This window comes from Rhodosalinus sp. K401, from assembly GCF_041365735.1.
GTDB lineage: Bacteria > Pseudomonadota > Alphaproteobacteria > Rhodobacterales > Rhodobacteraceae > Rhodosalinus.
Genome location: NZ_JBGFSI010000016.1, coordinates 46,171 through 68,849, shown reverse-complemented (window position 1 = coordinate 68,849; position 22,679 = coordinate 46,171). Strand labels below are relative to the sequence as shown.

General features: G+C 70.6%; 10 protein-coding genes. All 10 read right to left on the bottom strand.

Annotation, left to right across the window (positions count from 1 at the left end; all coding sequences use genetic code 11):
* A partial coding sequence (locus AB6A66_RS15085) for an FtsX-like permease family protein (RefSeq protein ID WP_371056535.1) occupies positions 1 to 1,151 on the bottom strand: 1,151 nt, incomplete at its 3' end.
* 24 nt (positions 1,152 to 1,175) lie between these two features.
* Positions 1,176 to 1,823 (bottom strand): ABC transporter ATP-binding protein, encoded by a 648-nt coding sequence (locus AB6A66_RS15080; protein ID WP_371056534.1) that lies wholly within the window; start codon positions 1,821 to 1,823, stop codon positions 1,176 to 1,178.
* Positions 1,824 to 1,958: 135 nt separating this feature from the next.
* Positions 1,959 to 14,513 (bottom strand): Ig-like domain-containing protein, encoded by a 12,555-nt coding sequence (locus AB6A66_RS15075; RefSeq protein WP_371056533.1) that lies wholly within the window; start codon positions 14,511 to 14,513, stop codon positions 1,959 to 1,961.
* 570 nt (positions 14,514 to 15,083) lie between these two features.
* Positions 15,084 to 16,400, bottom strand: a complete 1,317-nt coding sequence (locus AB6A66_RS15070; RefSeq protein WP_371056532.1) for an acetyl-CoA carboxylase biotin carboxylase subunit family protein — start codon at positions 16,398 to 16,400, stop codon at positions 15,084 to 15,086.
* 174 nt (positions 16,401 to 16,574) lie between these two features.
* On the bottom strand, positions 16,575 to 17,702 hold the full coding sequence (locus AB6A66_RS15065) for an NAD(P)/FAD-dependent oxidoreductase (protein WP_371056531.1): 1,128 nt from the start codon (positions 17,700 to 17,702) through the stop codon (positions 16,575 to 16,577).
* Positions 17,699 to 18,718, bottom strand: a complete 1,020-nt coding sequence (locus tag AB6A66_RS15060) for a histone deacetylase family protein (protein ID WP_371056530.1) — start codon at positions 18,716 to 18,718, stop codon at positions 17,699 to 17,701. Before AB6A66_RS15060 ends, AB6A66_RS15065 begins: the two co-directional genes overlap by 4 nt.
* Positions 18,715 to 19,182: a GNAT family N-acetyltransferase gene (locus tag AB6A66_RS15055; protein ID WP_371056529.1), complete on the bottom strand. Its 468-nt coding sequence runs from the start codon at positions 19,180 to 19,182 to the stop codon at positions 18,715 to 18,717. The genes AB6A66_RS15060 and AB6A66_RS15055 overlap by 4 nt, the downstream gene beginning before the upstream one ends.
* Position 19,183: 1 nt before the next feature.
* A complete protein-coding gene (locus tag AB6A66_RS15050) occupies positions 19,184 to 20,110 on the bottom strand; it encodes a 3-keto-5-aminohexanoate cleavage protein (RefSeq protein ID WP_371036359.1) in 927 nt (308 codons plus the stop codon).
* Positions 20,110 to 21,453: an aspartate aminotransferase family protein gene (locus AB6A66_RS15045; protein WP_371056528.1), complete on the bottom strand. Its 1,344-nt coding sequence runs from the start codon at positions 21,451 to 21,453 to the stop codon at positions 20,110 to 20,112. The genes AB6A66_RS15050 and AB6A66_RS15045 overlap by 1 nt, the downstream gene beginning before the upstream one ends.
* A 4-nt stretch (positions 21,454 to 21,457) precedes the next feature.
* Positions 21,458 to 22,537, bottom strand: a complete 1,080-nt coding sequence (locus AB6A66_RS15040; protein ID WP_371056527.1) for an ABC transporter ATP-binding protein — start codon at positions 22,535 to 22,537, stop codon at positions 21,458 to 21,460.
* Between the last annotated feature and the right edge of the window lie 142 nt (positions 22,538 to 22,679).

The window sequence follows — 22,679 nt, the reverse complement described above, 5'->3', positions numbered from 1 at the left end:
GCGGCCGCCCGCGACCAGGCGCGCGGCTGCGCGGGCGCCAAGAGCGGCAGCCGCCAGAGCCGCCAGATCGCCTGCGCGGCCGCGACCGCCGTCCCACCGAGCGCCATGGCGAGCCCCGCCGCCGCCCAGCCCGGCCGGAACGCGAGGCTGCCCGTCACCTCCGCGCCGTAAAGCCCCCGCAGCGTCGCCGCCACGTCCGGCAGGAGCACCGTGGCGACGCCGTAGCCCAGTGCGAGCCCGAAAAGCCCCGAAAGCAGCGCAAGCGCCGCCAGCTCCGCCGCCACCACCCGCATCACCAGGCCGAGCGGCGCGCCGAGCGCGCGCAGCGTGCGCACCATCGCGCGCCGCTGCTCGAAGGCGAGGCCGATGGCGCCGTGAACGATGAAGAGCCCCACCGCGAAAGACAGGAAGCCGAAAGCGGTGAGGTTGAGGTGAAAGGACCGCGTGAGCCGCGCGATGTCGCCCTGCGCCTCGGGCGCGCGCTGCACGAGCCCGTCCGCCACCGTCTCGAGCGGCGCGCGCCCGGCGGGCTGATCGGGCAGAACCAGGATCCGCGTGACGGTGCCCGGCGCGCCCGACAGCCGCGCCGCTGTGGCGATGTCGGTGACCGCGCGGCCCTCGGCCAGACCCGCCGAGACACGGATCTCCGGCCAGCCGGCGCGCTCCGCCGCGTTGAGCGCCGCCGCCGTGCCGGGGGCGGCGTAGGCGATGCCGGGCGGCGTCAGGAAGTCGAGCGCGGCCCCGTCGCCCAGCCCCGGGATCGCGCCGCCCGAGGGCGCGGTCAGCGGCTCCACCCCGAGAAGGGTCACCGTCTGGCCCCCCGCGACGAGCTGCGTCTCGATTTCCGGCGACACCCGCCAGCCCGCGCGGCGGAGCGCCGCGAAATCCCCGGCGGTGAGCGCACGGCCCTCGGCCTCGATCACCGCGAGATCGGCCTGACCTGTGGCCGACTGCGCCGCGGCGTAGCTGGCCCGCGCCTCGGCGTTGATCGCCTGGACGCCGGACCAGAGCGCGGTGGCGAGCGCGAGCCCCGCCAGCAGGGTGACGAGCTGGAGCGGATGGCGACGCCAGTGGCCAAGCAGGGCGACGAGGATCCAGCGGCTNCGCCAGCAGGGTGACGAGCTGGAGCGGATGGCGACGCCAGTGGCCAAGCAGGGCGACGAGGATCCAGCGGCTCATGCAAGCCGCCCGGCGCGCAGATGCACGCGCCGCTCCATCCGCCCGGCCAGCCGCTCGGAATGGGTGACCATGAGAAGCGCCGCGCCGGTTTCGGCCACGAGTTCCAGCATCAGCGCGAGCACGGCGTCGCCGGTCTCCTCGTCCAGGTTGCCGGTGGGCTCGTCGGCCAGGATGAGCGCGGGGCGCGGCGCGAGCGCCCGGCCGATCGCCACCCGCTGCTGCTGGCCGCCCGACAGCTCCTCCGGGTAGCGCCGCTCGAAACCCGAAAGGCCCAGCCTGTCGCACAGCCGCGCGGTCCAGCTCGTGTCCTCGCGCCCGGCGAGCCGCGCCTGGAAGGCGATGTTGGCGCCCGCGTCGAGCGACGGGATCAGGTTGAACTGCTGGAAGACGAGGCCGACCGTCTCGCGGCGCAGCGCCGCGCGGCCCGCGTCGTCGAGCGCGCCCACATCCGCGCCGGCCAGCCGCACATGCCCGCCATCGGGCGTGTCGAGCCCGGCGACGAGGTTCAGAAGCGTGGACTTGCCGCTGCCCGACTCGCCGGTCAGCGCCAGCGTCTCGCCCGCGTCGAGCGCAAGCGACACCCCCTGCAGCACCGGCGGCCCGCCGGAATAGGTCTTCTCGACTGTGTCGATCTCAAGCAGCATCGCTTCGCCCTCTGCCTTCCAGAGGTGCGTCCCGTGACCGATTTGGCAAGCGCCCGCAAGACCCGGGGGGCGGCGCGAAACGCCGCCCCCCCCTGGCGATCATCCTCCGCTCCCGTGGCCGGGGGCCTTCGCCGCTCAGAAGAGTTCGATGTCGCCCTCGTTGAACCCCGTGAGCACGGAAGCCGAGTTGAACTCCGCGAGCTTGTAGTCCGCCACGCCGTCGGCGTCCTCGTCGAACCAGAGCGCGCGCGTCGTCGCGAAGTCGTCGAGGATGAAGGTCGCCTCGCCTGGCGTCGCGCCGAAATAAATCTGCGTCGTGGCGTCCACGGAGGCGTTGACGAAGTTGTTCGCATCGAGCAGCCCCGCGGTTTCCGCATCGAGCAGGGCGCCGAAGGCCGACTTGTCGATCCGGATGCCATCGCCGTCGGCGGTGGAGTAGGACGCGATGAGATCGGTCCCCTCGTCGGGGGCGCGGAACTCGAACCTGTCGGCGCCGGTGCCGCCGTTCAGCGTGTCCGCCCCGGCGCCGCCGTAAAGGAGGTCGTCGTTGTTGCCGCCGAAAAGCTCGTCGGCACCGGCCCCGCCGAACAGGCTGTCGTTGCCGTCGAGGCCGAGCAGCGTGTCGTCACCAGCACCGCCGCCGAGTTCGTTGGCGTCCATGTCGCCGGTCAGCGTGTCACCGAAATCCGTGCCGACGACGCGATCGATCCCCGTCACCTCGTGAACCGGTGCCGCGCCGGTTTCCTGGAACGTGCCGGTCGTGAGCGAGACGGTCACCGCAGCGGTATGGTCGGTGAAGGACAGGAGGTCATTCCCGCCGCCACCGTCGATGGCGAAGACCGTCCCGCCGGTGAGCCCCGTGACGCCGAAGCTGTTCGCGGCGGCACTGCCCGAGACGTCGAGCGTCTCGATGCCCGAGAACGTCACCGTGTCGGAGAAGCTCGCCGGCACCGGCTCGTAGGAGAACGAGGCGGCCCCGAGCGCGAAGTTGCCCGACCCTGCTCCGCTGCCGTCCACCAGAAGCGTGTCGTCGTCGGCCCCGCCGATCACGGAGTCGTCGCCGTCGCCCGGCGTCCAGACGAACAGGTCGTCCCCCGCGCCGCCGTCGAGGGTGTCGTTACCGGTGAAGCCGTTGATCAGGTCATCGGCATTGGTGCCGACGATGCTGTCCGCCTGCGTCGTGCCGTCGATGAAGACGATCTGCCCGGCGGGCAGCGTCACCGTCAAGCCGCTCAGGTCGACGCTGCCGTCCGCCGCCGTCTCGTCGAAGAACGAGCCCGGATTGGCCGCCGTGTTGGGCGTGCCGCTGGGCGACTGGTCGGCCATCGGGTCGATGCCCACCGGTGTACCCCACAAGGTGCTGTCCACGTCCACGCTCGAGTTCGCGATCGAAAGACCCGTCATGTCCGTGTAGCCCTGGACGTAGAACGCCGGTTTCCGCGCCTCGCCGGACAGGGTGAGGCCGTCGATCGTCACCGTGCCGATGGGCGTCAGCACGTCGTAACTTCCGACCGAGGATCCCGGCGTCGGCGTGAGCTGGTCGTAGAGCGGACCGTCGAAGCCTGCCATCTGGAACAGGTAGTCCGCGCTCGTCGCGCCCGAGATCGCGTTCGACGAGGTGACGTTCGTGATCGTCGCATCGCCGTCGAACTCGAAGAACACGATGTTGCCCGCGTTCGACGAGGTTTGCGCATTGTCGATGAAGCTGGAGCCGATCAGCACCACGCTCTGCACCCCGGCCTCGTCATAGGCGCTGCTGGCCTTGCGACCCGACACGAGCAGACCGGAGCCGCCCGCGCCCTCGACGCGGACGCCCTCGATCCGCAATGTGCCCAACACCTCTTGGTCCGCCGCCGTGATGCCGGCCCCTTCGACCGCGAGATCCTGGAAGGCCACCTCGCCCGAGGCGTTGTCTGAGGCGAGGTCGACCGAGAGACCGCTCGTGAACACCGTGTCGGCAGCGGTCGCGCCGTCGCCCTGGCCAATGACGGTCACAGCCTTCGTGAGGGCCGCGCCGGCATAGCTGCCCGATGCCACGAGGATCGTATCGCCAGAGACCGCCGCCGCTTCCGCCTCCGCGAGGCTCGAGAAGCCGCCATTGGCCGCGTCGTCCACCAGCAGGACGGTCTCGCCGCCGATCTCCACCCGCTCGATGCCGAAAAGCGTGTCGGTGTCGGTGCCGTCGGTGACCTCCCAGGCGCCTGCGGGTTCGTTCCACGAGAGCGTGAAGCCCGCGCCGTAAGTGGCCGTATCAACGGTGGTGTTCGCGTCGTCCGCCGTGTCGGTGCCGCCGTAGAGCGTGTCCGACCCGGCGCCGCCGTCGAGCGTATCCGCGCCCGCGCCGCCCGAAAGCGTGTCGTCGCCCGCGTCGCCGTTGAGCGTATCCTCCCCGGCCCCGCCGAGGAGAACGTCGTCCCCGCCGGCGCCGGAGAGCAGATCGTCGCCGGCGTTGCCGAGCAGCGCATCCGCCCCGGCGCCGCCGCCGAGATCGTCGGCGTCCGAGCCGCCAAGGACGACCATCAGGTCGTCGCCCGCGCCCGCACCCACGGGGCTCGCCACCGTGTTGGCGGCGGTGTTGGTGCCCACGTCGAACGTCACCGGCGTGGTCATGTTCTGCATGTTGAACTCGGTGCCCACGTCATCGAACGCGTTGCCGGTGATGCCGGTGATCGTGCCGTCGCTGCCGACCCCGATCGACACGCCCGAGCCGGAGCTGACGACCGTGTTGCCGGTGACCGTGGTCACGGCGTCGTCGTAGCTGTCGAGGTTCATTGCCGTGCGCGCGAACTCGAAGGTATTCCCCGAGATGTCGAGGCTGGCGGCGTTCCCGTCGGAGTAGATGCCGCGGTTCCAGGACGCCGTGCTGTAGGCGGCCTCGGCCGCGCCGGTCACGTAGTTGCCGGTGATGGCGACGTTGCCGGTCGCCCCGGTCTCGACGTGGATCGCCTTGTCGAAGCCAGGATTCGCGCCGTTCACGCCCGCGGACCAGAACAGGTTGTTCCGGACGGTGATGTCGGCCCCGCCGGCGAGTTCGAGCGCGTCGAAGGCGGTGGCGTCGTCCGAGAGGTTCTGGAACTCGATCCCCTCGATCACCACACTGCCCGTGGACTGTGTCACCCGCATGGTGCCGCTGACCAGCGTGCCCTCGCCCTGGATCTGGGCCGTGCCGTCGGTGCCTGCGGCCACGCCCGCGATCGTCACCGCCTTGTTCACGGTCACGTCGTCCGCGAAGGTCCCCGCGGAGAGGAGGATCGTGTCGCCGGCCTGCGCCTCGTCCACCGCCTCCTGGATGGTGTCGAAGCCGCCGTTGCCCACGAGGAGGGTGCGCGAGACCAGCGTGCCGGAGCCGTCGCGGGTCTCGACGATCTCGATATCCTTCAGCGTGTCCGTGCCCTGGCCCGTGGCGAGGCCGGTGGCGTCCACCTGCCAGCCGTCGAACGCGGCGCCGCCCACCGGCTCCGTGCCGGAGACGGCCGAGATGTCGGCCGTGCCGATCTCGTCGCCCGCGCCGCCGAGATAGACGGCCACGTCGCCTTCACCCGGGTCGGCCGCGCCGTTCAGCGACTCGAGCCCGCCGTCGAGGTAGTCGTCGCCCGCGCCGCCCGTCAGCTCGTCATTGCCCGTCTCGGCCACGGTGGGCTGTCCGGGCTTCTCGGAGCCGTAGAGCTCGTCGTCGCCCGCGCCACCCGACAGGCTGTCGTCGCCCGTCTTGCCGTGCAGACGCTCGTTCGCCGCCGTGCCGATGATCGTCGTGTTCACGTCGGCCTGGTCGATCTTCTCGCCCTGCAGCTCGGCCACGATCCCGGAACCCGCGGGGTAGGTGATGCCGTAGGCGGTGGCGTCGATCGTGGCGTCGGTCACGCCGTCGATGTTGAAGAGCGGCCCCCAGGCGCTTTCCGCGCCGGAGAAATCGAGGCCCGAGATCGAGAGCCCGTCGATCTCGCCCAGATTGAACACCGCGACCGGGTTCTTGTGATAGGCGCCCGCGACCGTGACGTTGGCGAGGCTCACCGTGCCGAGATCCGGCGGCGTGCCACCGTTGACAGCGCTGCCGCCCGCGACGTTGCCGGTGATCTCGATGGCGTTGTCGGGCCGGTCGGCCGTGGCCGCGCCGCTCGCCGCGCCGTCGAAGGTGACGTCGGTGAAGCTCGCATCGCCCCAGAAGCCGAAGAGCTTCGCATCGGCGGTGTTCCCGCCACCTGCCCCGTTGTCCGAGAAGGCGACGTTCGTCACCACCACGGTGGCCGCACCCATCTGGTTGAGCGCCGTGTCGCCGGTGACGTAGAGCGCCACGTTGCCGAGGCCGCTCAGGGCCCCGTCCTCCACCGTCAGGGTGCCGACATTGGCCACCTCGTCGAGGAAGATGCCGTTCGTGCCGCCCGCGATGTCGAGGTTGACGAAGGAGAGGTTCCCGCCGCCGGTGTCCTGATCGACCGTGAACGCGTTGCCCGAGGCCGGCGCGATCACCGCGCGGTTGCCGTCGATGGTGACGCCCTGGAAGGTGAGCGCCTTGCCTTGGGTGTCCACCGTCTCGTCGAAGGCGGTGGGCTGGCCAAGAATCTGCACCGTCATGCCGTCGGCGGTCGAGGCCGCGTCCACCGCCGCCTGGATGCCGGCGTAGGAGCCGACGAGCGCGCCGGAGCCGTCCACCACGCGCACCGGCGCGGTGAGGTCGATGTCGGTGTCGTCGAAGCGCAGCGTCTCGACATCGGCCGCGATCTCGATCGCGTCCGTGCCGTTGTCCATCGTCACCGTGCCGTCCGCCGCGACGGCGTAGCTGTAACTGGCCGCATTGCCGACCACATCCACGGTATCGTCGCCCGCGCCGCCCGACACCGTGTCCGAGCCGCCCCGGGTGGCGAAGAGGTTGTCCTCGTCGTTGCCCGTCATGCTGTCGGACTGGGCCGAGCCGATCACGTTCTCCACGCCCGAAATCGCGGCGAAGCCCGTCGCGCTCTGTCCCGACCCGCTGTCGTTCAGGTCCACCGTGACGCCGGTCGTGAAGTCCGAGTAATCGACGGCGTCGCCCACCAGCGTGCCCCAGGCCGGCAGGGAGAAGGCGCTCTCGCCCGTTTCGCCGGCGTGGTAGGTGTATCCGGCCGCACCGTCGTTGACGGCGAAGGAGTCGTTGCCGCCGCCCGACTCGAAGGTCAATGTCACGGCGTCGCCGGCCGCGAGGTTCCACGCGATCAGGCGATCGTGTCCGCCCCCGCCGAGGCCGCTCGTGTCATCCGGCCCGACGAAGACGTCGGTCACCCCCTCGACCGCGAGATCCCCGCTGACGAATACGTCCGAACCGCCATCGCCCAGGAACACGCGGATGTTCTCGATGTCGTTCGCCTGAACCCCGTTGGTGAAATCCTGGATCGTCACCCCCCCGGCAACGGGCGCGTCGATGGCGATGTTGCGGAAGCTCGTGACCGGGTCGGCCGTGCCATCGGCCGGGCCGAGCGACCCGTCCGGGAAGACCGCCGAGAAGATCACGGTGTCCCCGCCCGCGCCATTGGTGCCGCCGTCGACGATCGCGGTGCTGCCGGGCCCGGCAACATGTGTGAAGTGCACGAAGGTGTCGTCTCCCGCCTCGCCCGAGAGGGTGTCGATCCCGCCGCCGCCGAAGATCAGGTCGTCGCCCGCGCCGCCCTCGATCGTCTCGCTGGCCGCCGTGCCGATCAGCGCGTCGCCCACGAAGCCGCCCGGATCGCTGTCCGAGCCGATGATCGTGCCGTCGGTCCCAACGCCGTTGACGACCGTGCCCGCGTTGCCGAGCGGCGCGAAGGCCGGGCTGGTGCCGTAGCTGCCGCCCGTCACGTTCACGCCGGTAAGGTCGATCGCGGAGGGCGTGGGCGAGCCGGTGACATTCGCGCCGAAGGTCGGATTCACGTAAAGGCCCGTCCACGCGGCGTTGCCGTTCAGCGTGAGCCCACCCGAGAAGTCGAGGCCCGCCAGGTCGTTGTAGCCGTGCACATAGGCCAGCGTCTTGGCGTAGTCGCCGGTGATCTGGACGTCGGTGAAGGTCACGTCGCCGATCGGCGCGTCGATGGTGTCGCCCGCGCCGTCGTCGTAGCCGGCGACCTGGATGCCGTTGTCCCCGCTGCCGGAGCCCTCGGCGGTGACCCGGAGGAAGTCCGCGTCGCCCAGGAACTCGAAGAGCGTGATGTCGCCCGAGCCCCCGGAGGTCGGCGTGAGGCCGTTCTGGCTGAGGTCCATGTCGGTGAAGCTGACCGCCAGCCCGGTGCCGCCCCCGTTCACCAGCACGCCCGCCTGGTCGTAGCCCGTGATCGCAACGTCGGCGACGACCAGCGCGGCGAGCGGGTTGGCGGTGCCGTCGCGGCTGCCCGTGTAGCGCAGGCCCACATTGGCGCTGCCCGCCGCGGCGTCGAGCGTCATGTTCTCGACCCGGAGCGTGCCCGTCGCCGCGTCGAGCCCCGACGCGCCGGTGGCCGTGGAGAGCGAACCCAGCGTCACCTCCGTCGGGTCGGCGCCCGCGCCGATCAGCGACACCGCCACGTCGAGCGAGACATCCTCACCATAGCTGCCGGGCGCGATCAGGATCACATCGCCGTCCTGGGCGGCGTCCACCGCCTCCTGCACCGTGGCGAAGCCGCCATTGCCCACGAGGTGGATCGCGCCGCCGGCATGGGCGATCGTCTCCATGCCCTCGAGCTGGTCGGTGCCCTCTGCGCCGGCGGAAACCTCCCAGCCCGTGCCGGAAAGCACGATATCGGCCTCATCGAGCGTGCCGGCGTAGCTCGCCGTGTCGATGCCCGCGCCGCCGTCGAGCGTGTTGTCGCCCGCGTCCCCCGCGAGCGCGTCGTCCCCCGAGCCGCCGGTGACGTTCTCGAAGCCCGAGATCGCCGTGGCCGGCGCGCCCGCCGCCGTGGCAGCCGCGCTCGGCGTGAAGCCGGTGGCCGTGCCCGCGCCCAGGTCGACGGCGACGGACTCGGTGGTGCCGCTATAGTCGAGCGTATCGGAGCCGGTATCCCCGGCAAGCGGCGCCAGGGTGCCGCCTGCGCCCGGCGTCGTGTCCACATGGGCCGTCACCGCCTCGATGGAGGAGAGGCTCGCCCCGTCGAGCGACGTGATGACGCCGCCCAACACGCTCACGCCCACCGCGTCGTCGCCCGCATCCGCGTCGAGCAGCAGCAGCGCGTCCGCGTCGTCGCCCCCGTCGAGCGTGTCGCCCGCGCCTTCGCCGCTGAACTGGATGAAGGAATCCGCGCCCGCGCCGCCGCTGGCGGAGTCCGCCCCGGCCCCGCCGAGGAGCAGATCGTCGCCCGCGGCGCCGTCCAGCGTGTCGTCGCCCGCGGCGCCCGAGATCACGTCGGCCCCGTCGTCGCCGGTAAAGACGTTCGCTTCGTCCGCGCCGTTCGCGCCCACCGAGATCTCCGGCGCCGTGGCCGCGGCATTCGTGACGCGCAGTCCCGGCGCCGCGCCCGCGTCGAGATCGCCGCCGATCCCGTCGATGTTGAGCCCGGCGAAGGCCGCGGTGACGGCGATGTCGAGCGATCCCGACGGATCCGCGCCCGCGAAGGTCAGGCCTGAGAGGTCGGTGAAGTTGTAGATGGCCACCCCGGTCTTCGTGAAGGCGCCGGTCACCGTGACGCCCGAAAGGGTGATCGTGCCTGCCGGCCCCGGCGTGTCGAGACCGCGAAGCTGGATGCCGTTGTCGGCGCCCGCGCCGCCGGTGACGGTCACGTCGGTCAGCGTGACGCCACCCGTGTAGCCGAAGAAAGTGAGCGCGCCCGAGCCGTTGGAGCCCGAACTTCCGTTGCCGCTGAAGGCCGCGTTCTCGATCACGATCGCGTCGACATCGGCCGCCGTGTTGGCCGCCTCGACCGGGTTCGCGCCGCTGCCCACCAGAAGGCCGTGGCTCGCCCCGCCCGTCACGTCGCCGTTCCGGAAGGCCACGCTGTCGTAGTCGGCGCCCTCGTCGATCGAGACGCCCGCCCCGCCCGTGGCCACGACGTCGACATTGTCGATCTCGACCGACTGTCCGGCGCCGCCGCCGTTCACGTCGATGCCCGCGACGCTCACGTCGCCGAGGCCCCGGATGGTCACGCCCTTGTCGAGCACGAGCGTCTCTGATCCCGAATAGGCCGTCTCGCCCGGCCCGCCCGCGCCGTTCACCAGGATGGTGTCGCCTTCGGCCGCGGCGTCGATCGCCGCCTGGATGGTGGCGAAGGTGCCCGCGAGGGTCGTCGCCCCCGGCGTGCCGGAGAAGAGCTGCACCGCGCTGTCGAGGCGAAGCTCCGCATCCGCGAAATCCAGCACCTCGACGCGTGTTAGGGTGTCGGTGCCTTCGTCCGCCGGGCTGCCTGCGGCCCCGTCCGTGTCCTCGACGCTCGCGAAGCTCGTGACGAAGCCCGAGGCGTCCGCCGACGTGGTGACGGTGTAGGTCGCGCGCAGGGCGGCATAGGCGGCGGTGTCCACGCCGTCCCCGCCGTCGATGGAATCGTCGCCGCCCCCACCCATCACGGTGTCGTCGCCGCCCGCGCCCGAAATGGTGTCGTCGAGATTGCCGCCCGAGAAGCTGCCCGCGCCGTCGCCGTCCGTCACGTTCGCCACGGCGTCGAAGGTCACCTCGACGGGCGCGGACGTCGCGCCGGATGTGTCAGCGACGGTCACGGTGACCACCCGGTCATTCGCGTTGAACCCGAAATCCGTCTCGCCGGCGATGACCTGCACCTGCTGGAGGACCGACTGGGCGAGCGAGCCGGACATCGGGCTGCCCGATGGCGCCTCGATCACGAAGTCCGCGGCGTTGCCGTCCCCGCTCACGGTGAAGCCCAGGGTTTCGAGGAAGCCCTGGAACCCGGCATCGAGGAAAACCGCGTCGCCCGCGTCGAGGCCGGTGTCGCCGGGCACGCTGCTGGCGTCCACGGAGAGACCGAGCGTGATGCGCGCGATCCCGCCCTCCGGGTCGCTGACGGTGGCCGCCCCGGCGACCGCCTCGGCGACGCCGGACGTCACCGTGCCCGAAAGCGGCGAGACCGCGAGGGTCGGCGCGTCGTTCGCGCCATTGACCGTCACGGCCAGAACCGCGGTGTCCGACCCGCCTTCCCCGTCGGTGATGCGGTAGGAGAACATCTCCACCGGCGCGTCGCCCGCGCCGAGGGCGTTCACGGCCGCCTGCTGCGCCGCGCTCACGCCGAGCGTGTAGCTGTAGGCGCCGCCCGCGCCGAGTACCAGATCGCCATAGGTTCCGGAAACCGTGGCGCCCACATTGGCCGCCTGCCCCTCCACCTCGCTCACGACGAGCGTGTCGGATGCATCCACGTCCGTGTCGGCGACGTCGCCGGCTCCCGCACCGGTCAGCACGTTGCCCGTGGCGCTCGTCGTCGCATCCTCGGTGACCTCGGCCGCATCGGCATTGGCAACTGGCCCGTCATTCGTGCCGGTCACGGTGACGGTGAGCTGCGCCGTGGCGGTCTCGCCCGGCGTGCCGTCGTCGGCAACGGTATAGGTGAACACGTCCGCCACGGCCTCGCCCGCGGAGAGATCCTGCGCGGCGGCGTTGTCCAGCACGTAGCTGTAACCCCCGGTGGCCGCGTCCACGGTCAGCGTGCCATGGCTACCGACCACGACGATCTCTCCGCCGCTGGGCGCGGTTCCGTCCACCTCGGCCACGGCCAGCGTCTGCCCCGCATCGGGGTCGTCGTCGTTCGCCAGAAGGTTGCCCGCCGCGGTGGTCATGACGTCTTCGGTCACGCCCGCGGCATCGTCCTGGGGCAGCGGCGCCTCGTTCTCGTCCGTCACCGCCAGGGTGAGCGGGGCCGTGTCGTCCGGCGCGCCGCCCAGGCCCGCGTCGTCCACCTCGACCGTCACGTCGTAGGACGCCTGCGCCTCGAAGTCCGGGCTCGCGCCGACGTAGAAGAGCTCCGTGCCCCCGTTGCGCAGCTCGAAGGCCCCCGCGTCCGCACCGGCGAGCGACAGCGCGTTCGTCCCGAGCGCGTCGTCCGTAACCGCGACGTCCGCCACCTTCACGCCCACGCTCGTGTCCGTCCCCTCGGCGATCCCGGAAACCACGTTCGACAGCGCCACCGACGGCGCCTCGTTCTCGTCCGTCACCGTCACCGTGAGCGACTGCACCGTCGCGTTCACGCCGTCCGAGGCGGTCACCTCCACCTCGTAGTCGTTGCCGCCGTCCGCGTCGCCCGGCGCCTCGAAGTCCGGCGCCGCCGCGAAGCGCAGCTCGTTCCCGTTCACCAGCTCGAACAGCGCCCCGTCCGCGCCGCCCGTGATCTCGAAGCTCACCGGGCCGCCCACCGTGTCCACATCCGTCGCCGACAGCGTCAGAACCGGAAGACCGCCCTCCGCAACCGACGCCGACGCCGCGCCCGAGAACACCGGCGCCTCGTCGTTCACGTCCGCCACGGAGACGGTGAAGAGCGTGTCCGCCGTGCTGCCGTCCGTCGAGGTCGCCGTGACCGTGATGTCCGACGTCGGCTCGCTCTCGAAGTCGAACACCGCGCCGGCGGCAAGACGGACCACGCCCGCGGCGTCCACCTCGAAGCGGGCGTCGTCCACCGCGTAACTCACCGTGTCCGAGCCGTCCGCATCCCCGGCGAAGACGGTGATACCGACCGCCTCGCCGCCGGCGGCCGTGCCCTCCGTCACCCCGTTCTCCGAGGCGTCCACGTCCACGGGAACGGTCACGTCGAACTCGTCGACGTCCAGCACCTCGATCGTGCCGGTGGCGAGGAAACTGAGCCCCGCGCTGTCGGTCACGAGCGCGCTGAGGGTGATCTGGGTTTCGGCCTCGTAATCGAGCGCGACGCCGTCCACGAGCTTCAGCTGCCCGCCGGCGACCTCGAAACGGTCATCGGAGAGCTCGAAGGTGAAGGTGTCGCCCTCGTTGGGGTCGGTCACGACGATATCGCCCACGACACCGCCCGGTGCGTTCTCGGCGATCGTGTCTTTGAGCAGTTCGACGTCCGTCGGCGCCTCGGGCCCCTCGGCATCGACGATCACGTCCGACGCAACGAGGACCGTTTCGCCGCTGTCGGAGACGAAGACCCGCAGCGGCTCGCCCGAGACCGGCGAACTGGCGGTGCCTTGCTCCGTCCAGAACCCCAGAAGGTCGAGCGAATCGTCGGCCCCGCCGAGCAAGACCATCTCGTTTCCGCCGCTCACGGCCGTAATCGCGGCCACGTCGAGAGTGAGCGACCCCGCGACGCCGTCGAGATCCACGACCTGGATGTTGCGCGTCGCGGCCTGCTGCCCCGGGACGGTCAGATCGAGCGTGTCGAGCGGGCCGGTCAGTATCAGCCTGTTGAACGCGCCCCCGCCCCCGTCGATATTCGCATAGCCGGCGGCCCCGATCTCAAAGCGGTCGTTGCGCGCGCCGCCCGTCATGTCATCGCCCGCGCCGATGCCCACGAAGCGGACGATCTCGCCCGTTTCCGCGCTGGCGTCGACACGATCGGCCGAGGCGCTCAGCAACACGGCAAGCGAGGAGCCGACGGCGAACCCGTCGGACAGCGTCACGTCGGCCCCACCGCGCAGCTGCAACTGCTCGAACCCGGTCACGTTGACCATGTCGAACGCGCTGACCGATCCCGCGCCGAGCACGACGAGCCGATCCACGCCCGCACCGCCGTCGAGGTTGTCGGACACCGTGAATTCGTCCGCGTCGATGAGCACGGCATCCCCCGCCGCGCCGCCAACGAAGGTTCCCGCCGCGGCGCCGAAGCCCGCCACGACGCGCACTTCGACAAGGCCACTCGCATCGAGTTGCTGCAATCCGCCCTCCGCCGCGTAACGCAGCTGTCCCGAGGACGTCATCGTCTCGACGAGCGTGATGTTGGCGGGGTCCGCGCCGACGCGCACCTGCTCGACATTCGTGAAGGCCGACATGGCGGCCGCGCTCAGCGTGCCGCCGCCGACAAGGCGCACCACGTCCGTGCCGGCGCCACCGTAGAGGTCATCGCTGGCATCGAGATCGCCCGAGGCCGGGTCCACGAAGAAGAAATCCTGGCCCGCGCCGCCGATCACTCGATCCGTGCCGCCCCCGACGCGGTAGAGAACCGTGTCCGCCAGAACGCCGCTCGCATTCACGACCTCGTCGCCTGGACCGGTGGCCGTGACGCTGATCTGACCGGTGTCGCCCAGCCCGTCTACCAGTTCGACGGTCGCGCCGGCCCCCAGTTCGAACACGTCGATACCGCTCACGTTGGCGAGATCGGCGGCGGTCAGCGTCATGCCCGGGTCGAGCTGGAACGTGTCGCTGCCTGCGCCCCCGGCGATCGTGTCGCCCGAGGTGATATCGCCGCCTGCGATCTGGAACAGCTCGGCCACCGCGCCACCGGCGTAGCTGTCGTCACCGAGCCCGAGGTTGACGCGAAGCTGGATCGAAGGCGCCGACACGGCGCTGGAATCGATGACGTCGTTCCCGTCGCTTGCCAGCAGGCTGAAGGCCGGCGCGTCGGCAGACGCCACGAACGCGTCCGGCAGGGTGAGTTCCGTGGGGGCCGTGAGGACCACGCGCTCGAACCCGGCGACATTGGCGAAATCGTCGGCGACGAGAACGCCCCCGTCCGTAAAGCGCAGGCGATCGACGTCCTGCGGGCTGGACGAGCCGGTGAGCACATCCGCATTCGACAGGTTTTCGATCGTTCCGAAAACGACATTGACCTCGCCGGTCACGCCAGTGAAGAAATCCGCCCCGGACGTCAGTTCAAAAGATGCCATATCGTGCCCGCTCCCGGTTTCGACCCGCACCGCGAGGGACCGCGGCGCCTTTCAATTCGCGTCGGCCGGTCAGAAGGAGGATTTCGGAAAAAGGCTCGGCGCCGTCCCGGAAGGAACACGCTTTGAGTGTGCCCGATTCACTGCCCTTCACACCGCGTGGCTTCAGCCATTCTCGCCGGAGACCTGCCTCAAAATTATTTTTACCATTTGTTAACGATTTCTCAACCTTGTTGTGGGCCGCCGGGAGCAAATCATCACAACTTGAGCAGATTTTTGAATAGCTTCAATGCGATGTCCGATTTCGGCGCGCATCGAAATCGGCATCTTTCGCGAGAAGTCTACGTGGAAAGATAACCTGAAATTGCATTTACTTTTCAAAAATATATCGAAAAGAGAATTCCACGCCCCAAGCGGACCGGACATGTCATTTCCATGAGGGGCACTCCCACGCGGACGCACGGCTTGCCGAATGATGGCGAGCACCGAATCCGGCCAGGATCGCAGGGACGGCGCCGGGCTGCGTTTCCCGGGCTGCCGGTCAGCGCGACAGACGAGCTCCGACCGCCGCGCTCAATGCCCTTCCTTTCCGGTTTCCGCCGTACGGATGTCCATCGCGTCGAAAAGCTCTTCGAAGTCGGCGTGCAAGGCTTCGCGGCTCGACGCGCCCAGGAATATGGCCGCGAGTTCGTGGCTGTATTCGTCACGGTGCTTCAACTCGCCCAGCCGCAAGCCTTCTTGCACATAAAGCTGGATCCGCGCGCCGGGAAAACGCTCCTCGAGGGCGCGGATCTCGTCTTCGCCGGGCGCGTGCGTCACGACCTCGTCGTCGGAATGGCCGTAAAACCGCGGCATGAACTTGGCGGCGTAACGGAATTCACCGCGACGGGCGGGGTAATCGGGCTTTCGCCCCAGCGCCACGTCGAGCATGACCTCCTTGTGGGGCACACCCTCCACCATGTCGAAGATCGGGCTGTGCGACTTGGAAATGCGCGCGTTGATTTCCAGCAGCGACAGGCTGTCCTCTTCCTCGTGGTAGAAATACTCGATGTTGAACGGCGAATTGTCGAGGCCGATGGCCGCGACGACCTCCGCGGCCGAGGCGCGCATGCGCGCTTTCACCGGCTCGGGAAGCGCGGAGGGATACTCGTACCGCTCCAGGCTGGACCGGTTCGGCCCCCGGATCGAATCCACGATCCCGTAGATCTCCGTCTCGCCCCGAAACACGTAGCCCTCGAGTGTGCATTGCGCGCCCTGTGAAATGATTTCCTCGGCGATGCACTGCGCCGCGCCCGCCTCGGCGATCTCGGCGGGCAAATCGGCATATCCCATCAGCACCTCGAGCGGCTCCGCGAACCGCGAGATTCCCGACCGCGTCTGCGCGAGCGCGTGGGCGTAGTCCTCCCGGTTCTCGACCCGAAATCCGAGGATCGAGGAATGGGCGACGACCGGCTTCAGCCAGAACGGATAGTCGAGCGGCGGCGCGTCCGGGTCCGCCTCGAAGGGATCGACGCGCGCGAAACGCGGCACCTGCCGCGGCACGGCGTTTCGCTGGACGCTCCGGCTCCAGTACTTGTGCTGGCAGCGCAGGACGCTTTCGAGGCTGGGGCCCGGGAGACCGAATTCCCGCCGCAGGATCGGCATCATCACGATGGACGGGAAATCCCAGTAACTCACGATGGCGTCGATCGAGCCGTCGAAATCGCGCAGCACGCCCCGCGCCTTTTCGAGCAAGGCTTCCATGTCGAAACGCTCGGCATGGGTGATTTCGTCGAAATCGAAAAGCGTGTGGAACGCGTAATCGTCCGCATGACGCACGTTTTTCAGAAGGCGGAGATTGAACGGGTCTAGCCCCGCGACGAAAACGTTCCTGCGTCGATCGTCGTCCATAGGCCCTCACCCCACCCTTTGCAGAACGGCTGAAAAGGTCTCACACGCGGGCAACCGGGTCAAATCGGCCGGGCGCAAGGGCGCGATGGCCGCCCAGGGCCGGGCCATCGACGCGGGCGCCACTCCGGCGCCCCCCCGCGCTCTCTCTTCGAAGGCCCCACGTTGCGGCGCGGCTCAGCCCTCGGGCGCGTGGCGTGCGCCCGCCGCTGCAAGCCGCGCGGGCGCCAGCGCGGCCAGGAGCGCGGGATCGGGCGCGGCGCCGCCGCCGGTCACGAGATGGCGGGCGATCGCGGCGAGGGCGGGCGCGGTCTGCACCCCGTAGCCCCCCTGCCCCGCGAGCCAGAAGAATGCCTCCGCGTCCGCGGCGAAACCCGCCGCCGGCGTGCGGTCGGGCAGGAAGCTGCGCAGCCCGGCCCAGCTGCGCTCCACCCGCTCCACCGCCTCAGTCACCGCCTGTTCGTAGCGCCAGAGCCCCTCGGCCAGCACCATGTCGTCGGGCCAGGCATCGTGCGGGTCCACCGGGTCCTCGTCCGCCGGCGAGACCATGAGCCGGCCGGCATCGGGCTTCGCGTACCAGGTCTCGGTGGCAGAGCCGAAGAGCGGCCAGCGCGCCACGTCACGACCGCCGGGCGGCGGCAGGATCGCCGCCGAGCGCCGGTGCGGCACGAGGCCCAAGGGCGCCACGCCCGCCAGACGCGCCACCTCGTCCGCCCAGGCCCCGGCGGCGTTGACGATCACCGCGGCGCGCTCCGCGCCTTGCCGGGTCTCCACCCGCCACGCGCCGCCCTCCCGCGCGATGGCCGTCACGGGCGCGCCGGTCACGATCCGCCCACCCCGCGCCCGCAGCAGACGGGCATAACCCTGGAGCGCGCGATCCACGTCGATGTCGCGGGCGTCGGGCTCCAGCGCGGCGGCCTCCACCGGGCCGGGATCGAGGATCGGCACGAGCTCCGCCGCCTCCTGCGCGCTCAGCCGCTCGATCCCGTCCGCCTCCGCGCAGTAGTCGGCGAAGGCGTGGGCCTCCCCCGCATAGGCCAGCGTCAGCGCGCCGCGCGCGGACAGAAGCGGCGTGTCGGAGAGCTCGGAGGCTTCGGCATAGACCGGCTCGGCCAGCGCGTTGAGCGCGCGGAGCGTCGCGTTGCCGTAGTTGCGGATGAAGATCGCCGCCGAGCGGCCGGTGGAATGGTAGCCGAGCGCGGGCTCGGACTCGAGAAGCGTCACCCGCGCCTCCCGGGCGATCTCGGCCGCTGCGCTCACCCCGGCGATGCCGCCGCCGATGACGATGACGTCGGGCGCGCTCATGCCGCGGCGCCGGAGAGCGCGGCGGTCAGGTTGGGCCCGAGATCGGGCGAGAGATAGCCGCCCTCCTGCACGTAGAGCTGCGGGCGCCCGAGCGCGGCGATGGCGCCGGTGATCCGCCCGAAGCCCTCCGTGGTGACGGCGAGGCCCTGGAACGGGTCGTTCACATGGGCGTCGAGCCCGAGCGCCACCACCACCACGTCCGCCCCGAAGGCGTCGATCCGCGCGAGCGCGGTGTCGAGCGCGGCCAGGTAGCCCGCGTCGTCCGTGCCCCGCGGCAGCGCCAGGTTGAGGTTCGCGCCGAGCCCCGCGCCCTCGCCCCGTTCCTGCGGATAGCCCCAGAAGAACGGGTAGAAGCGTTCGGGATGGGCGTGGATCGAGACGGTGAGCACGTCGCCCCGCGCATAGAAGATCCCCTGCGTGCCGTTGCCGTGATGCACGTCCACGTCGAGGATCGCCGGGCGGCGCCCCGCGCGCAGCAGGTGCTCGGCGGCGATGGCCGCGTTGTTGAGGAAACAGAACCCGCCCGCGAGGTCGCGGTAGGCGTGGTGGCCCGGCGGGCGCGAGAGCGCGTAGACGGCGCGCGCGCCCCCCAGCACGAGATCGGCCGCCGAAAGCGCCGTCTGCACCGACCAGTAGGCCGCCTCCCAGGTGTGCTCGGCGATCGGGCAGGCCGTGTCCGCCTGGTGCCAGCCCGCCTGCCCCACCGCCGATTTCGGGTAGCCGTCGGCCCGGCTCGCCGGGTGGATGTTGGGGATGACCTCCTCGCCCGCGCCCTCGATACGCCGCCAGCGCGGGTAGATGGTGCGCAGGAAATGCAGGTATTCCGGCGAGTGCACCGCCGCGAGCGGCCCCATCCCGTGATCCGCCGGCGCCTCGAAGACGCAGCCCGCCGCCTCCGCCGCCGCCTTCAGCCGGGCGATGCGCTCGGGCTGCTCGGGGCTCGGCAGACGGGTGCCGTTCGCCATGAAGAATTTCGGGTCGTGCCGCCACTGGCGGTCGTCGAAAACGGCTTTCATCTTTCTCCCTCCAGCGCCGCGAAACCGGCCTCGCTCAGCATCATGCGGGTCTGCCCCGTCACGGGCGCGAAGCCGAGCCTCTCGTAGAAGGCCCGCGCCGCGCGGCTGTACTCGTAGACCGCGAGGGTGAGGAAGAGCGCCTCCCACTCGCGGCGCGCATCCGCCGCCGCCGCGGCCAGCAGGCGCCGCCCCAGCCCCCGGCCGCGCGCGCCCTCCGCCACCCAGAGATCGGAGACGTAGAGCCCCGCCCCGCCGGCCACGGTGGAGAAGACCGGCGAATAGAGCGCGAGGCCCGACGGCACGTCGCCGGCGATCTGGGCGCGCGCCACGCCGCGCGAGAGCGCGGCGGCAAGCTCCGCCTCCCCGGCGCGGTGATCATCGCCCAGATCGGCCGAGAGGCGGGCGAGCGCCTCGGAAAGCGCCGGCATGTCGTCGGGCCCTGCGGTGCGGATCGAAACCGTCATGTCAGATCGCCGTCGCCGCCGCGCCCTTGAGACCCAGAATCTCGCGCGCCTCGTCTGGGCTGGCGGGCGTGCGGCCGAGCTCTTCCACGATGCGGCGCACCTTGGCCACCTGCTGGGCGTTGCTCTGCGCAAGCTCGCCCGGCCCGATGGTCAGGCTGTCCTCGAGCCCCACGCGCACATGCCCGCCCATGGCGGCAGCCTTCGCCGCGAAGGGCATCTGGTAGCGCCCGGCGGCCAGCACCGAGAAGGCGTAGTCAGAGCCGAAGAGCTTGTCGGCGATGCGCTTCATGTGGATCAGGTTCTCGGGGTCGGCGCCGATCCCGCCGAGGACGCCGAAGACGAACTGGATGAAGAAGGGCGGCGCCACAAGCCCGCGATCGGCGAAATGGCGCAGCATGTAGAGATGGCCCACGTCGTAGCACTCGAACTCGAAGCGTGCGCCGCGCTCCTGCCCGAGCGCGGTGAGGATGCGCGCGATGTCGCGCGGCGTGTTCCTGAAGACGAGGTCGTCGGAGCCCTCCAGGAACGGCTTCTCCCAGTCGTGGATCCACTCTTCCACCCGCTCGGCCATGGGATAGAGGGCGAAGTTCATCGTGCCCATGTTGAGCGAACACATCTCGGGGCGCGCCTCCATCGGCGCGGCGAGCCGCTCTTCGAGGGACATGACCGCGCTGCCCCCGGTGGAGAGGTTCAGCACCGCGTCGGTGGCCGCGGCGATGCGCGGCAGGAAGGCGCGGAAATGGGCGGGATCGGCCGAGGGCTGCCCCGTTTCGGGATCACGGGCGTGCAGGTGCAGGATCGCCGCGCCGGCCTCCGCGGCCTCCACCGCCTGCGCCGCGATCTCCTCGGGCGTCACCGGCAGGTAGGGCGACATGGAGGGCGTGTGGATCGAGCCCGTGATCGCGCAGGTGATCAGGATCGGCGGCATCAGGCCACCGCCGCCATCTCGGCGCTGAACTCCGCGAGCGTCTCGTCGAGAAGCCCCGCGATCTCGTCGATCTGCGCCTCGGTGACGATGAGGGGCGGCGCGACGATGATGTGATCCCCGGCGTAGCCGCCGCGCGTGCGGCGCGAATAGACGATGAGCCCCCGCGCATAGGCCAGCTCTACGAAGCGGTGAAACGCCGCCCGGCCGGGCGGCAGGGGGGCCATCGACTGCCGGTCGGCCACGAACTCGAAGGCGGTGAGCAGCCCCTTGCCGCGCACGTCGCCGATGAGCGGGTAACGCTGGCGGAGCGCCTCGAGCCGCTCCATGAGGCGCGCGCCCATGCGCTCGGCGTTCTCCACGAGGCCCTGGCGCTCGATCTCCTCGATCACGGCGAGGCCCGCGGCACAGGCGAGCGGGTTGCCGGCATAGGTGTAGCCGTGCAGGAACCCGCCCGCGTCGAGCACGGGCTCGACCAGCCGCGCGCCGGCAGCCATCGCGCCCAAGGGCACGTAGCCCGCCGCGAAGCCCTTGGAGAGCACCATGATGTCGGGCGTGATCCCCCAGTGCTCGGCGGCGGTGAAGCGCCCGGTGCGCCCCGCGCCCGTCATCACCTCGTCGAAGATCAGCAGGATGCCGTAATGCCGGCAGATCTCGGCCACCCGCTCCATGTAGCCCGCCGGCGGCACCAGCGCGCCCGTGGAGGCCCCGCCCACCGGCTCCACGATGAAGGCGAGCACGCTTTCGGGGCCTTCCTCCTCGATCTTCGCCGCCAGCATGTCGGCATAGTGCCGCCCCGTGGCCGGGTCGGCGGGGTCCAGCCCGTCGAGATAGGCGCGCGGCGCGGGCACGCGCGGCATCATCCGCATCATCGGCTCGAACGGGTCGGTCAGTGCGTCGTAGCCCGTCACCGCGAGCGCCCCGAGCGTGGAGCCGTGATAGGACGGGAAGCGCGAGATCACCTTCCAGCGGCCGCCCTGCCCCGTGGCGAGCGCCCATTGGCGGGCGAGCTTCAGCGCGCTTTCCACGGCCTCGGATCCGCCGGAGACGAAGAACACGCGGTCCAGCTCGCCCGGGAGAAGCGCGGCGGTCCTGCGCGCCAGCGCCTCGCTCGCCTCGGTCTCGAAATGCAGCCGGTAGCCGAAGGTGGACCGCTCCATCTGCGCGCGCATGGCGGCCAGCACGTTCGGGTTGGAATGGCCGATGTTGCAGACCATCGCGCCTGACGAGCCGTCGATGTAGCGCTTGCCGTCCACGTCCCACATGTAGATGCCGCGCGCCTGGTCGAGCACCGGGCGGCGCTGACGGCCCTGGTAGAAGAGATGCGATGGCGGACGCTCGGTCATGGGCCTACCCCTCCGGCAGCGCCGCGCAGTCGCGCGGACGCAGGTGCAGCGTGACGGCATCTCCCTCGGCGAAGGGATGCTCGTCGATCATGTTGATGGCTTGCAATTGGCGCTCCCCGGCGCGCACGAAATAGCGCACCGCCTGGCCCTGGTAATCCACCGTCTCGACGGTGGCGTCAACGCAGGCCGCACCCTCCCGCGTCGCGCCGCGCGGGGCGAGTGTCAGCTTTTCGGCCCGGATCACCAGCTTGGCCGCGCCCGCGTTCCCGACATGGGGCGCCTTCCCGGCGGGCACGGGGATGCGGCCGAAGACCGCCTCCTCCAGCACCACGGCGCCGCCCTCGCGGCCGGCGACCCGGGCGGGCAGGATGTTCGAGGCGCCGAGGAAACGGGCCACGAACTCGCTCGCGGGGGTGTTGTAGACCTCCTCGGGGGTGCCCACCTGCTCGACCCGGCCGTCCGACATCACCACGATCCGGTCGGACATCGCCAGCGCCTCGGACTGGTCGTGGGTCACGAAGACCGTGGTGACGTTGATCTGGTCCTGGATGCGCTTGAGTTCCACGCGCATGTCCTCGCGCAGGTTGGCGTCGAGCGCCGAGAGCGGCTCGTCGAGAAGCAGCACGTCGGGCTCGATCACGATGGCGCGGGCGAGCGCGATGCGCTGCTGCTGCCCGCCCGACAGCGCCTTGGGGTAGCGATCCCTCACCTGCGGCAGCTGCACGAGGTCGAGCGCCCGCTGCACCCGCCCCGCGATCTCGGATTTCGGCACGTCGCGGTATTTCAAACCGAAAGCCACGTTCTCGGCCACGGTCTTGTGTGGGAAAAGCGCGTAGTTCTGGAAGACGAGCCCGAGGTTGCGCTTGTGGATCGGCACGTCGTTCATGCGCCTGCCGCCGATCAGGATCTCGCCCTCGGAGGGGTCGAGAAGCCCGGCGATCATGCGCAGGTTCGTCGTCTTGCCGCAGCCCGACGGCCCGAGAAGCGTGACGAAGGCGCCCTCCTCAATCTCGAGGTTGGTCGGATGGACGGCGGTGAAGCTGCCGAAACGCTTCGCGATGTTGCTGAGCTGGACAGAGCTCATTCAGACAACCTCCTTGCATCGGGGGCGGCCGCGCGCCCCCGGAAATCCGGCCCGGGCACCCGGCCTGCCGCGCGTCCCTTGCCGCCCGGGCCCGGCGCGGCGCCGCGTCATGCGCACCGATTCCGCGACCCTTCGACCGGCG

What these genes read in the sequence shown, in the direction of transcription:
- AB6A66_RS15070 (WP_371056532.1), bottom strand. Translation starts at nt 16,400, where the DNA reads ATGGACGACGATCGACGCAGGAACGTTTTCGTCGCGGGGCTAGACCCG.
- AB6A66_RS15065 (WP_371056531.1), bottom strand. Translation starts at nt 17,702, where the DNA reads ATGAGCGCGCCCGACGTCATCGTCATCGGCGGCGGCATCGCCGGGGTG.
- AB6A66_RS15060 (WP_371056530.1), bottom strand. Translation starts at nt 18,718, where the DNA reads ATGAAAGCCGTTTTCGACGACCGCCAGTGGCGGCACGACCCGAAATTC.
- AB6A66_RS15050 (WP_371036359.1), bottom strand. Translation starts at nt 20,110, where the DNA reads ATGCCGCCGATCCTGATCACCTGCGCGATCACGGGCTCGATCCACACG.
- AB6A66_RS15040 (WP_371056527.1), bottom strand. Translation starts at nt 22,537, where the DNA reads ATGAGCTCTGTCCAGCTCAGCAACATCGCGAAGCGTTTCGGCAGCTTC.
- AB6A66_RS15080 (WP_371056534.1), bottom strand. Translation starts at nt 1,823, where the DNA reads ATGCTGCTTGAGATCGACACAGTCGAGAAGACCTATTCCGGCGGGCCG.
- AB6A66_RS15045 (WP_371056528.1), bottom strand. Translation starts at nt 21,453, where the DNA reads ATGACCGAGCGTCCGCCATCGCATCTCTTCTACCAGGGCCGTCAGCGC.
- AB6A66_RS15075 (WP_371056533.1), bottom strand. Translation starts at nt 14,513, where the DNA reads ATGGCATCTTTTGAACTGACGTCCGGGGCGGATTTCTTCACTGGCGTG.
- AB6A66_RS15055 (WP_371056529.1), bottom strand. Translation starts at nt 19,182, where the DNA reads ATGACGGTTTCGATCCGCACCGCAGGGCCCGACGACATGCCGGCGCTT.